This is a genomic window from Halomonas sp. HL-93 (assembly GCF_900086985.1).
Lineage (GTDB): Bacteria > Pseudomonadota > Gammaproteobacteria > Pseudomonadales > Halomonadaceae > Vreelandella.
Genome location: NZ_LT593974.1, coordinates 1080123 through 1093054 on the forward strand (window position 1 = coordinate 1080123; position 12932 = coordinate 1093054).

The window sequence follows — 12932 nt, forward strand, 5'->3', positions numbered from 1 at the left end:
AGAATCGCTATCTATAATTCAGCTATTAACCTCCAGAACACAGTAAGGCTAAGACAATGATTCTGCTGCCTATCACGTCCCGCTGGGTGAACGCCCCGGTCACCACAAAAGGGTGCCCACTATGCTAGGTGCTGCGCAAGTTGCTCAGCGAGTGGGGGGCATGTCGCCCGCAAAAGCCTGCCTATTGCTTAGCCTGCCCATGGTAGTGCTGTTTTGGCTGGGCCTACAGAGGCAGGGCGGTTTTGCGTTGGGCCTGCAGGCATTGGTGGCCCCCTCTTTTGAGAACGTGGATGAGCTGTTACTGCATTACGCCTGGTGGCCGCGCCTCTCAATCGCGCTGCTAGCCGGGGGCGGTCTGGGGCTTGCGGGGGTGCTGATGCAGCAGGTGCTGCGTAACCCGTTGGCATCGCCGACGACGCTTGGGGTGGCATCGGGCGCCAATCTGGCACTGATGACCGCCACGTTAATGGCCCCTGGCTTATTAGTGGTGGGACGCGAATGGGTCGCCTTGCTGGGGGGCGCGCTGGCGGTAGGATTAGTTTTCTTGCTCTCCTGGCGGCGCGGGTTAGCGCCTATCGTGGTGGTGCTGGCGGGCTTGGTGGTCAATTTGTACCTGGGAGCGCTTTCCACGGCGCTTTTGCTGTTTAACCACGAGGCGCTCTCAGGGCTGCTGATTTGGGGCGCGGGGTCGCTGGCGCAAAACGGTTGGGACGGGGTCTCGATACTCTGGCCACGGCTGGCGATTAGCTGTGTGGCCGCTTGGTTCCTGCTGCGCCCTCTGGCGGTACTTGAGTTGGACGACGCGAGCGCCAAAAGCCTGGGCGTATCGCTTGCTTACTTGCGTTTTGCGGGCATGGGGCTGGCGGTGTTTATTACCGGCAGCATCGTCAGCGTGGTGGGGATCATTGGTTTTATCGGCTTGGCCGCGCCCAATATCGTGCGCATGGCCGGAGCGCGCCGGCTAGCGCCTAGGCTGCTTTGGTCGACGCTGCTGGGGGCCGTGTTGTTGGCCACCACGGACCTATTGCTGCAGCAGTTCTCAGGCATGGCGGCGGCCTTTATTCCTACCGGGGCGATTACCGGTGCCCTGGGGGCGCCGCTTCTGATGTGGTTGATTCCTCGCTTGAAGCTGCAGGGCGATCGGCCGCCGCAAGGCGCGGGCGTTTTTGCCCATCGCCATCCTGCACCTTCGCGCTTGGCCACCGGTTTAATCCTCGCGTTACTAGGCGCCACGCTGCTTGGCTTATTGTTTGGCCAGGGCGTTGATGGCTGGTATTGGCTGCCGCCAAACGATTGGAGTGTGATGCAGTGGCGCCTGCCCCGCGTGATGGCGGCGGCGGCCAGCGGATTGATGCTGGCGGTGGCGGGTACGATTCTTCAGCGCCTGTCGGCCAACCCCATGGCCAGCCCTGAAGTATTAGGTATCAGCGGTGGCTGTGCTATTGCGTTGATTTTGGGGATTTTTCTGTTACCCGCGCCGACCAACATGATGCTGATCGGGGTAGGCACCCTGGGCGCTTTCGCGACGTTGTTGGTGTTGGTGGGTATCAACCGTAAAAGCGGTTTTCTGCCCGAGCGTTTGTTGCTCACTGGGGTGGCGATCAGCGCGCTGTTTGACGCTGTGCGCAGCGTAATGCTGGCGGGCGGCGACCCCCGCGGTCAGCAGGTTATCGCCTGGCTAGCGGGTTCCACCTACTACGTGGATATTACCAATGCGGTGGTGGTTGGGGTTGTTGCCGCCGTATTGTCACTGGTCACGCTGCCCTTTACCCGCTGGCTGGATATTCTCCCCCTGGGCGCGCCGACCGCGCGCGCGCTTGGGGTAACCCTCAACCGCGCACGTTTGGCACTGCTGCTACTGGTGGCGCTGTTAACTGCTTGTGCCACCCTGGTGGTGGGGCCGCTGTCGTTTATTGGCTTACTGGCACCCCATATGGCGCGCTTGGTGGGCTTCTCCCGCGCAGGGCAGCACCTGCTTGGGGCGGCATTGATCGGCATGCTGCTGATGGTGCTGGCTGACTGGGTCGGCCGTCAGATCATTTTTCCTTACGAGATACCGGCCGGCTTGGTCGCCTCTCTGATTGGCGGCGCTTACTTTATGTGGGGGCTGCGGCGGCTATGAGTAATGTGGCGACCAAACCGAGCGGACTTTGGACTTCGGTGGATCCTGCGGAGGCGTTATTGACGCTTTACCGTCAGCCGCCGCTGGATAAGATGAAGGCCCCCGTGTTTGGTCAACCCGATGAACCAACTCTGGCGGCTTCTGCGTTGCTGGATCGAAACTTCTTAAGTGAGCAACTGACGCGCTACGGCCACAGCTTCGGTGACGATGCCGACTATCTGGCTGTTGCCTCGGTATGGTCAAAGTATTATTTCAGCAGTGTCTCGATCCCGACGCTGGTGGCCAACCTGCTATTGGGTTATGACCTGCCGTTGGGTGGAGATGAGCTGCGGCTGGCGCTGGGTGATAAGGGCCAGACTGTGCGTATCTGGCTGCCCCATGGTGGTGTGCCGCTGGCCTCCAAAGCGCTCCAGGCACGCTTCAGTACCCTGTTCGATGACCATTGTGCGCCGCTTATCGAAGCGCTGTCCGAGGTTTCCGGGCTGTCTCCCAAGGTGTTCTGGAGCAATCTCGGCCATTATGTGGAATTCGTGGGAAAGACCTGCTCCCAGCACCCTGATTTCATTGGCGCGTGTGGGCCGCTGCTGGATTATCTCGACACTAGGACGCTCCCTGGTGGGCGCCGCAACCCGCTCTATCAGCCGGTGCGCTATCTGGAACTGGGCGGTGAAAGTCCCGCTCGCGTGCGGCGTCTGTGCTGCATCAAGTATAGGCTGCCTGGCGAGCCGCTGTGCGGCGGCTGCCCGCTAAAGCCAGAAAACAAGCCGGCCAAGCGTCGGCGCTAACTCGCTGCTAAGCGCCAAGGAGCCTGGTTCATGGAGTTGTTGAGGATTGTCTGGCGTGATTACCGCTGGCCCTTTGTGGCCGTGGTGGTGCTTAGTCTGGTCAGTGCCGGGCTGGGCATCGGGGTCATTGCCTATATCAATGACCGGATGCTGGGCACCTTTGCTGATCCCTGGCGCGTCCTGCCGGAATTTCTGGGCCTGGTGGTGCTGTTGCTAACGATTACTCTGGCATCGCAACTAGCCTTGACCACTTTGGGCCACCACTTCGTCTATCGGCTGCGGGGTCAGTTGATCAAGCGCATTATGGATACCGATATCGAGCGTATCGAGCAGATTGGCAGCCCGCGTTTGCTGGCCAGCCTATCCAGCGATGTGCGTTATATCACCGTCGCCTTTGTGCGCTTGCCAGAGCTGGTGCAGGGTGGCGTATTGACGGTGGGCGTTACCCTTTATTTGGCCTGGCTCTCGCCTGCCATGTTGGCGGTCACAGCGCTGTGGGTGATTGTCACGATCCTGGTGGGCATGCGCCTGGTGGCGAAGGTTTATCGGCATATGGCTAAGCTGCGCGATTCAGAAGACCGCCTCTACGCGGATTACCAGTCGGTGATCGAGGGGCGTAAAGAGTTGGCGCTCAATCGCGACCGTGCCGAGTGGCTTTACCGCGAGGTTTATACCCCCGACGCCAAAGAGTATCGGCACCAGATTATTCGCGGCGATACTTACCATCTTAGTGCTGTGAACTGGTTCAATATCATGATGTTGGGCGCCATCGGCGTGGTGTTCTTCCTGGCCAACGGCCTGGGCTGGTCGTCGGCCCAGGTGGCGACTACCTTTTCGCTCACGCTTCTGTTTTTGCGCGCGCCGCTTATTCAAGCCATTGGCGCCTTTCCGCCGCTGATCAACGCCCGGGTGGCGTTCGAAAAAATCAGTGCGCTCGATCTGGCCGAACACCACGAATCGTTCGGGCACTCATCCCGTCGCCATGAATGGCAAACGCTGGCGCTGGATCAGGTCGTCTATCGATACCCCGAGGAAGAGGCGCGGCCGGGCTTTGCCATTGGTCCTCTCGATCTGACCTTGAAGCGTGGCGAGGTGGTGTTTCTGATCGGTGGTAATGGCAGCGGCAAGTCGACCCTGGCAAGACTCTTAACCGGGCTTTATCAGCCCCAAAGCGGCTATGTTCGCGTCGATGGCAGGCCGTTGCAGGAGGAGGACTGGACAACCTATCGCCAGCACATCTCGGCTATTTATACCGACCTGCACCTGTTTGATCGCTTGATCGGGCCTGCAGGAGAGTCTCCGGACCCCGCGCTGATGGAAGAGTGGCTGGGGGCACTGGGTATGCATAGCAAGCTCGATTTTGACGGCGACCGGGTCACCAACGCCAATCTTTCACAAGGGCAGCGCAAGCGACTGGCAATGCTGCTGGCCGTGGCCGAGCAGCGCGACCTGTTGCTGCTGGACGAGTGGGCCGCCGATCAGGACCCGCAATTCCGGCGGGTGTTCTACCGTGAGCTACTGCCCCAACTGCGGGCGCTGGGCAAGACGCTGGTGGTGATCAGCCACGACGATCATTACTTCGACCAGGCCGACCGCCTGCTGGAAATGCGCCAGGGCCAGTTGGTCGAACTCACCGGCGAACAGCGTGAAGCCGCCAGCCGCGATGCGGTGGCAAGGGTGAATGGGTGAAAGCGTAATGGCTAACCAGCCATCAGCGCAATCGGCGGCTGATTTTGGCAATGTATGAAGCGTCTTTTTAATAAGAAAAACTAATGCCCCATTAGCAGGATGATTTTTAGTTATCCTAGCCGCCCTTTATCTTAGTGCCAGGATTTATCAACACGACGCTTATTCTGACGCTGGGAGCTGGGCAATGTGGGAGAGCTATATCACCGGACTGGTGGTGTGTGGCGGCATTATCATGGCGATTGGGGCGCAGAACGCCTACATTCTGGGGCTGGCGATTCGTCGCGAGTATCACTGGTGGTCGGCGGGTCTTTGCATCAGCGCGGATATTATTCTGCTCACGGCGGGAATGTTTGGGGTGAGCGCCTTCCTGCTGACGATGCCCAGCGCTATGGAAGTTATGCGCTGGGTGGGCGTGGTGTTTTTGAGCTGGCTGGCGGCGCAGGCGTTGTTCAGAGCCTTTAGCGGTCGGCAGGGCCTAAGCGCCGAAGCGGGCAAGGCGCGCAGTTTAATCAAAGTGATTTTCGCAACCCTTGCCGTCACCGTGCTCAATCCACAGGTCTACCTGGATACGCTGCTGCTGATACCCGCCATTGGCGCCCAGCAGGAGAGCGCCGGTGTGTTTGTGGCGGGGGCCTCTACCGCTTCTATCCTCTGGTTTAGCCTGCTGGCCTGGGGTGGCGCTGCACTCTCGCCTTGGCTTTCAAAACCTATCGCGTGGCGCACTATCGATGGCCTGATTGGCTTGATGATGGCCGGGATCGCCGTGCACCTGGCGCTTAATGCCGGCTGAAATAGGCTTCCATTACCGCGATGACCTTATCGATAACCGCATCGCTAATATCTCGATGTGCGACAAAGCGCGTGGCGTAGAGTAGCTCAATCAAAATACCGTGCTCTTTAAGCCAAGTGGAAAGTGGCTGAACGTGTTGATCGGGGAAGTGCGCGAATACCATATTGGTTGCCTGGGAAGTAATTTCGACCCCTGGCAGCTTTGCCAAGCCTTCGGCCAAGCGCGCCGCTCGGCGGTGATCGTCGGCCAGGTCTGCTACGTGATGGTCTAATGCATGCTGGCAGGCAGCGGCGATAATGCCTGATTGGCGCATGCCGCCACCGACGACTTTACGCCAGCGACGAGCGCGGTCGATCAATGCTTGCGAGCCCACCAGTGCCGAGCCGATGGGCGCTCCCAGGCCTTTCGAGAAGCACAGCGAGACGCTATCAAACGGCACGCACAACTGCTTGAGCGAAGTATCCGTGGCGACCGCCGCATTAAACAATCTTGCGCCATCCAGGTGCGTTGCCAAGCCGCGTTCACGGGCCAGTTCAGTGGCGTTTAGTACATACGCCTCGGGCAGCACTTTGCCGCCGATAGTATTTTCCAACGCCAGCAGCTTCGTGCGCGCAAAGTGAAAGTCATCGGCCTTAATAGCAGCGCTGATTTTTTCCAGCGGCAGCGAGCCATCGGCGGCGTTTTCAATTGGCTGGGGCTGGATGCTGCCCAAAACCGCTGCACCACCGCCTTCATAGCGGTAGGTATGGGCTGACTGGCCCACAATGTACTCATCGCCGCGTTCGCAGTGCGCCATGAGCGCCACCAGGTTGCTTTGCGTGCCGCTTGGGAAGAGCAACGCGGCTTCCTTGCCCGCCTGCTCGGCCAGATTTTCTTGAAACGCGTTAACCGTTGGGTCATCGCCCCATACATCATCGCCAACCGGCGCGGCCATCATGGCGTTGCGCATGGCGTCGGAAGGGCGGGTCACCGTATCACTGCGTAAATCAATCATGCGCATCTCCTTTTTTGTGTAGGGGCGACTACTTAAGCAGGCTATATCAAGCAAGTTCGCAGGAACCATCTATGGTTAACAGCATACTGCAAGTCAAACTGGCATAGGCAATCAGATGGATCTGAAAAGTGGTTACCCCTTTTGGGCGGTCAAGAATGGCCTACTTAAAACCTTTCCTCAGCTGACCCGCGATCACGAGAGCGAAGTGGTGGTGATTGGCGGCGGCATTACCGGCGCGCTAATCGCTGATGAACTGAGCCGTCACGGTCACCATGTAGTGGTGCTTGAGCGCCGGGATGTGGGGTGGGGAAGCTCTGCCGCTAGCACGGCCTTGCTGCAGTATGAAATTGATACTCACATGACCGAGCTAGCAAAATGCTACGGTGAAGCCGATGCCGTGCGTGCCTATCGCGCCTGCGCTGAAGCGATTGGTGAGCTCGAAGCCCTGGCTGCTGGGATGGGGGATGTGGATTTCGAGCGTCAGCAAAGCCTTTACTATGCCAGTAGCGATAACGATGTGGCGTCACTTAAACAAGAGCTGGCGCTTCGGCAAAAGCATGGCTTCGAAGCAACTTGGCTGGAGCGCGAGACTGTTTTGGCGGAGTACGGTTTTGAGGCGCCGGGCGCGATTCTTACCCAGTTAGCAGCCAGCATGGATCCTTATCGTATGGCGTATCAGCTGTTTACTCAGGTCTCCGAGCGTGGCGGCGAAGTGTATGACCGCACGCAAATGGAGAAAATGTCGAGTGACGAGCGAGGCGTCACGTTGACGCTTGCCAATGGCGCCACACTGCGTTGCCAGCATGTGGTGATGGCGGCAGGATATGAATCGCAGGCCTGGTTGCCCGAATCGGTGGCGGTTAATCGCAGCAGCTATGCGCTTATTACCGACCCGCTGCCGCCGGAGGCGCTCGGTAAGCTTCGTCACACCATGATATGGGAATCTCAGCGCCCCTACCTTTACATGCGTACGACACGCGATGGACGCTTACTGATAGGCGGCGACGATGATGAGGAGGACCTTCCCGAGCGGCGGGATGCTCGGGTGCTGGAAAAAGCTCAAGGGTTGGCGCGCAAAGTAGAAGCATTGTGGCCTGACCTGACGATCAACCCGACGTTCAGTTGGGCAGGAACCTTTGCTGAGACCGAGGATGGCCTGCCCTTTTTTGGCCCCCACGATGCGCTCAGCCCGCGCGTACACTTTGCTATGGCCTATGGCGGCAACGGTATTAGTTACAGCATGATAGGAGCAAAACTGCTGCGCGCATTGATTGAGGGTAAAACGCATCCGCTGGCTGAGCTGTTTTCATTTAAACGCCATACACTAAACAGTCGGTAGGCGTTCACCTAGCTTTGCTTACTGGCTGACATCTATTACCTGTCGTAGGGAAGAGATCACCATGCGAAACACGCTGCATCTGCGGGCGCTAGAGCGCAATGATTTGCGCTTTGTGCATGAGCTCAATAATAACCAAAGCATTATGTCGTACTGGTTTGAAGAACCTTATGAGTCCTTCGATGAACTGGAAGAACTTTATAACAAGCATATTCACGATAACGCCGAGCGCCGCTTTGTGGCCGAAGACGCCAGCAGCAACCCCATCGGCCTGGTTGAACTGATCGAGATTGACTACATCCACCGCAGCGCGGAATTTCAGATCATCATCGCACCGAGCTATCAGGGAAAAGGCTTTGCGCGCACGCTGATTTACCAGGCGCTGCACTACTCGTTCACTATTCTCAACCTGCACAAGGTGTTTTTGATCGTGGCGGTGGAAAACGTCAAAGCCATTCATTTGTATCAACAAAGCGGCTTTGTGGAGGAGGGACATCTGGTACAGGAGTTTTTCATCAATGGTCGTTATCGCGACGTAAAGCGGATGTATATCCTGCAAGAAGCCTTCTTAGCCCAGTTGACCGATACCGAGCATTCGGAACTCGCGGGGCTATAAAAAACGCCTCATTACGAGGCGTTGGGTGGCTAGCGCAAATAGGCGGCGATGGCCTCAAACGCAGCGTTCTGTTTCTCGGCACGTGCAGCCCATACGTTGAATACATCAACGTCGGCGGCGTTGCTGGGTAACGGCATGGCGTCAACTCCTGGGTGGGAAGGGAGGCGTGTTGTTATAGAAATAGCCGCTATATTGCTTAGCGAGAAAACGATATTAAGAGCTTTTGACCGATCAATCTAGTGCTTAAGATGTAGTCTTTATGCCTACGTTTGTAAGCATATGCTTACAATTTTGGCCTAAGGCACCCAGGTGTTTGAGCGGGAAAGCTTTTATAAAATCAAAAAGCCGAGCAACAGCTCGGCTTCGATGACAATCTTTTGGTCTAACGAGGTTAGCAATACGTCAGTGACTCGCAGTAATCCGCGAGGGCCTCACTGGCCGCGCGCTGTAAATGCGCACGTTGCGTCCAGAAGTTGAGCACTTCGCTATCTCGTGTCGGGCATAAATTGAATGAAGACATGTGTGTGGCCCTCCTATTCGGACAACATAACCAGTATAGCGCTTTTGCTGCGATGCAGCAAAGATTTTTCAAACGTTCGTTTTGGACTGCGGCATATATGGCGGGCGCGCTGTGTTAATGATGACTTGCTGAGTCATGTTGAGTGCCGATATCAGTTACACCAGTATTGTATTCAAGCGTTTATCGACCAGGTGAGCGCTGAGCTTTAGCATGGAGAAAGCGGATGCGCTTGCGCGTTTTATCAGACCCTGCATTTGGAGTTTTTTAATGGCGACCGTGTTTTGCCGGAGGTGATGGCCGATGTAGTGATTCTGGCGGGTGATATTCATCGTCAATGCGAAGGCTTGGCCTGGGCTCGTCAGCGCTTTCCTGAAACGCCAATTATTTATGTACCCGGCAACCATGAGTTTTACGGCACGTGCTTGCCGCTGTTGCGTGAGGAACTGGCGCACGAAGCCAAACGGCTCGACATTGAGCTTCTGGACAATCGTGCCGTCACCCTTAATGGCGTGCGTTTCTATGGCACCACGCTATGGACCGACTTTGCGCTTTACGCGGATAACCCGACGCGCAACCCGCGAGAAACCGTCACGAAAGCCAAAGGCTTTATGCCTGATTTCCGCATTGTCGAATCCGCCCCTGGCATCACCCTGACCCCCGAGGCCAGTAGCGCCCTGCACCAAGAAGCGTTGGATTGGCTATCGGAGGCGCTTGCCGAGCCGTTTGATGGCCCCAAGGTGGTGATCAGCCACCATGCGCCGATGCGTGACTGCATACCCGACCAGTACAAGGGCGATGCATTATCGCCGGCCTTTGCCTCCCATCTACCGCAACTGATGGGCCACATGAACCTGTGGATTCACGGCCATGTCCACGAGCCGGTCGACCGCTATTATCGGGGCACCCGGGTCGTGGCAAACCCCGGCGGCTATCCTGATGAATTCAGCCCGCCGCTGTTTAAGCCAGATTGGCTGGTGGACCTGTAAGTCTTGGGAATGACCACGATGCGACAAGGATAAAAACTGGCTAGACTCGAATAAGAGCGCGCATTTAGACTACCGCCCGCTTGCGGGGTAAGGCACTTCCCGCCGTTATTCAGTAATCTGGAGAGCATGGCCATGGAAATCCTCGAATCGATAGTAGGCCCGATGCGTGATGGCCTTTATGCCGTCATGATGCCGGTCAGCGACTTTATCTGGAGCTATATTCTGGTTTACCTGCTGCTAGGGGCTGGGGTGTGGTTTACGGTTATCACCCGTGGTATGCAGTTTCGATTGTTCGCCCACATGGCTCGTGTCACGGTAACCGCCAGGGGGGCTGGCGAAGGTATTAGCGGCTTCCAGGCGTTTGCTACATCGATGGCCGCGCGTATTGGTACCGGCAACCTCGCTGGGGTGGCACTAGCGCTATGGATTGGCGGCCCAGGGGCGATTTTTTGGATGTGGGTGACCGCGCTGGTGGGCTTCGCCACTGCTTTCATCGAATCCACGCTGGCCCAGGTCTACAAACACCGCAATGAAGATGGCGTATTTCGTGGTGGACCTGCCTACTATATTGAGCGTTGCCTGGGATGGCGCTGGCTGGGGTCGCTGTTCGCGGTATTTTTGATTATCGCCTACGGCCTTGCTTTCAATGCCGCGCAGTCCAATACCATTGCCCAGGGCATGAGCGGGGCGTTTGGCGTACCCAGTTGGTTAACGGGGGTGGTGATCGCCATCTTGGCGGGCTGTGTGATTTATGGGGGCCTTAAATCGGTGGCGCGTACCGCCGAGAAAATCGTACCGGTGATGGCGATTGCCTATCTGCTGGTGGCGCTGTGGATTCTAATTGCCAATATCTCCGCTGTACCCGATATGCTCTCGCTGATCGTGATGAGTGCCTTTGGGTTTGGTCCCGCCGTGGGTGGTGCAGCGGGCTACGCGATCAAGGCAGCGATGGAAAACGGCATCAAGCGCGGTCTGTTTTCCAACGAGGCGGGTATGGGGTCGACGCCCAACGCTGCCGCCCAGGCGACTGTAAAACACCCCGCCGCCCAGGGGCTGGTGCAGTCGTTTGGTGTGTTTGTCGATACAATCGTGATCTGTAGCTGCACGGCGGTGGTGATCCTGCTGTCCGGCGTATACGAGCGGCTGCTGTCTGAATCAGCGGGGGATAGCATCGAAGGCATTCAACTGACACAGGATGCTATGGTCGATCACCTGGGCGGCTTCGGGGAAATCTTTATCGCCTTGGCGATCTTCTTCTTCGCCTTCACCTCAATTTTGGCTAACTTCTCGTTTTCGTCGGTGAATATCGAGTACCTGTTCCGCCGCCATGCGCAAAAAGCGGTCAACGTCTTTAAAGTGATTATCATAGCCATGGTACTGATTGGATCGGTAGCAGAGCTCACCGTGGTGTGGGACTTCGCCGACCTGGCGATGGGGCTGATGGCTACTACCAACCTGTTTGCCATTCTCATCATGGGGCCAATCGCCGTGTCGGTGCTGAAAGATTACGAGCGCCAACGTCGGGACGGCATCAAAGAGCCGGTCTTCGACCCCTCGGTGCTCAAACACCCCGAACTCGTTGATGACGATGTATGGCCGATCAAGCCAGAAGCGCCTTCAAATCCGCCAGCGCGGGATTCATAACGTTTTAGTAGAACCTCAGACGTAATAGTGACTTTTAGCGGCCTGCGGGCCGCTTTCTAGTTCACTCCTGGCCATCGGCCTCGATAAACGCCTTGGCTCTTGGATCCTGCATGTAAGCAACATTGAGGCGTAACCAAGAGGTGGCTTGATGATCTGGCAGAAATAAATGCCCAGGCGAAAGTGTAACCCCGCAATGCTTTGCTGTTGCCTCGATTGTATCGAGCCGCGAGGCAGGCGGCTTTGCCCAAATGAACATGCCGCCTGTTGGCTCGGTAAATATTTCCCATTGGGCCTGCTTCAACTGGGTCAGGGCGATAGACATCTGGTTGGAAAGCCGACTACGCAGCCGTTCAGTCAATTTTCGGTAGCTGCCATTTTGTAGCATGATGGTGACTACCTGCTCTGCAAAATGGGGCGCAGAAATGCTGGTTAGCATCTTGATGTCGACCAAGCGTTGAACCCAGGCGGCAGGTGCGGCGATGAACCCGACGCGCAGTGAAGAGGATAGACTTTTTGAAAAACTACCCAGATAGAACACACGATCAAGAGCATCCAACGTCGCTAAACGTGGTGTCGGCGTTTGCTGGAAATCGGCATAGATATCGTCTTCGATAATCTGAAAATCGTACTGGTCAGCAAGTTGTAAAACACGGTGGGCAATGGCGGGTGCTAATGTGCTTCCCGTTGGGTTATGAAACACACTGTTGGTATAGAGCAGCTTAGGGCGGTATTGCTTGAGTAGGTCGGTCAATCGCTCGATGTCTGGCCCATCGGTTAAGCGAGGGACGCCAATAACGCGAACCCGTTGCAAATGCAGCAAACCAAAAAAGTTGTAATAGCCCGGCGATTCAACAAACACTACATCGTCAGGCGCCAGCAATAATCGCACTAATAAATCAAGCGCATGGCTGCCACCGCCGGTGGTGACAACTTGCTGTTCGTTAGCATTAATCCCCAGGGTGCGAAGGCGCTCCTTGATCAAATAACGCAGTACCTGGGGCCCTTGCGGTGTGCTGTACTCGAAAATACCTGAACGGCTCTTGCGCGTGACTTGGCGAATGGCGTAAGTAAGGTCTTCTCCTTCGCGCCAATCGTTAGGTAACCAGCCGCAGCCCAGGTTCAATGACTGTTCATCGGTGTTAAACACGCCCCATAAGCCATTCGTCACTTCTTCCAATGGCGTTGATGACGCGGGTTGAACCAGTTTCAGCGCGTTATCTGCCACATAAAACCCCGAGCCAGGTTGCGAGCGCACAAGCCCTAATGCCACCAGCTGTTCGTAAGCTTCAATGACTGCATTGCGGCTGACGTTATGTGTTGCTGCTAAATGGCGTATCGAAGGGAGGCGACGCCCGCCTGTCGCTGCATGCTGCTGTATCCACTGGCGAATTTCCACCTCAAGCTGTTTAGCCACGGAGATGGGCGCACGGCGGTTAATCGAGAATCTCAT

Annotated in this window: 11 protein-coding genes; 8 read left to right on the forward strand and 3 right to left on the reverse strand. The window is 56.7% G+C overall.

The window, feature by feature from the left end; translation table 11 throughout:
* The first annotated feature begins 121 nt into the window (after nt 1–121).
* From fhuB to GA0071314_RS04880, 4 genes are all read left to right on the forward strand, one after another.
* Entirely contained in the window at nt 122–2122 is a 2001-nt protein-coding gene (fhuB, locus tag GA0071314_RS04865; RefSeq protein WP_074395570.1) for a Fe(3+)-hydroxamate ABC transporter permease FhuB, read from the forward strand.
* On the forward strand, nt 2119–2907 hold the full coding sequence (gene fhuF / locus GA0071314_RS04870) for a siderophore-iron reductase FhuF (protein WP_074395571.1): 789 nt from the start codon (nt 2119–2121) through the stop codon (nt 2905–2907). The genes fhuB and fhuF overlap by 4 nt, the downstream gene beginning before the upstream one ends.
* A gap of 30 nt (nt 2908–2937) precedes the next feature.
* Entirely contained in the window at nt 2938–4596 is a 1659-nt protein-coding gene (locus GA0071314_RS04875) for a multidrug ABC transporter permease/ATP-binding protein (RefSeq protein ID WP_074395572.1), read from the forward strand.
* A gap of 184 nt (nt 4597–4780) precedes the next feature.
* Complete coding sequence (locus GA0071314_RS04880) at nt 4781–5386, forward strand: LysE/ArgO family amino acid transporter (protein ID WP_074395573.1); 606 nt, start codon at nt 4781–4783, stop codon at nt 5384–5386.
* Here the strand turns inward: GA0071314_RS04880 and ltaE are convergent.
* Entirely contained in the window at nt 5373–6380 is a 1008-nt protein-coding gene (gene ltaE / locus GA0071314_RS04885) for a low-specificity L-threonine aldolase (RefSeq protein ID WP_074395574.1), read from the reverse strand. The two genes, GA0071314_RS04880 and ltaE, sit on opposite strands and share 14 nt — an antisense overlap.
* Before the next feature lie 115 nt (nt 6381–6495).
* On the opposite strand from ltaE, the gene GA0071314_RS04890 reads away from it, so the two are divergent.
* Together GA0071314_RS04890 and speG are read left to right on the forward strand one after the other, a co-directional pair.
* On the forward strand, nt 6496–7719 hold the full coding sequence (locus GA0071314_RS04890; protein WP_074395575.1) for an NAD(P)/FAD-dependent oxidoreductase: 1224 nt from the start codon (nt 6496–6498) through the stop codon (nt 7717–7719).
* A 61-nt stretch (nt 7720–7780) separates the two neighbouring features.
* A complete protein-coding gene (speG, locus tag GA0071314_RS04895; RefSeq protein WP_074395576.1) occupies nt 7781–8332 on the forward strand; it encodes a spermidine N1-acetyltransferase in 552 nt (183 codons plus the stop codon).
* A 391-nt stretch (nt 8333–8723) separates the two neighbouring features.
* On the opposite strand, the gene GA0071314_RS19860 is transcribed toward speG, so the two are convergent.
* Nucleotides 8724–8852: a hypothetical protein gene (locus GA0071314_RS19860; RefSeq protein WP_269449426.1), complete on the reverse strand. Its 129-nt coding sequence runs from the start codon at nt 8850–8852 to the stop codon at nt 8724–8726.
* 254 nt (nt 8853–9106) lie between these two features.
* Here GA0071314_RS19860 and GA0071314_RS04900 point away from each other — a divergent pair, with 254 nt between their 5' ends.
* Both GA0071314_RS04900 and GA0071314_RS04905 read left to right on the forward strand, forming a co-directional pair.
* Nucleotides 9107–9838 (forward strand): metallophosphoesterase, encoded by a 732-nt coding sequence (locus GA0071314_RS04900; protein ID WP_231896513.1) that lies wholly within the window; start codon nt 9107–9109, stop codon nt 9836–9838.
* Between the two features lie 132 nt (nt 9839–9970).
* Entirely contained in the window at nt 9971–11482 is a 1512-nt protein-coding gene (locus GA0071314_RS04905) for an alanine/glycine:cation symporter family protein (RefSeq protein WP_074395577.1), read from the forward strand.
* A gap of 61 nt (nt 11483–11543) precedes the next feature.
* Here GA0071314_RS04905 and GA0071314_RS04910 read toward each other — a convergent pair whose 3' ends face one another.
* Nucleotides 11544–12932 (reverse strand): aminotransferase-like domain-containing protein, encoded by a 1389-nt coding sequence (locus tag GA0071314_RS04910; protein WP_074395578.1) that lies wholly within the window; start codon nt 12930–12932, stop codon nt 11544–11546.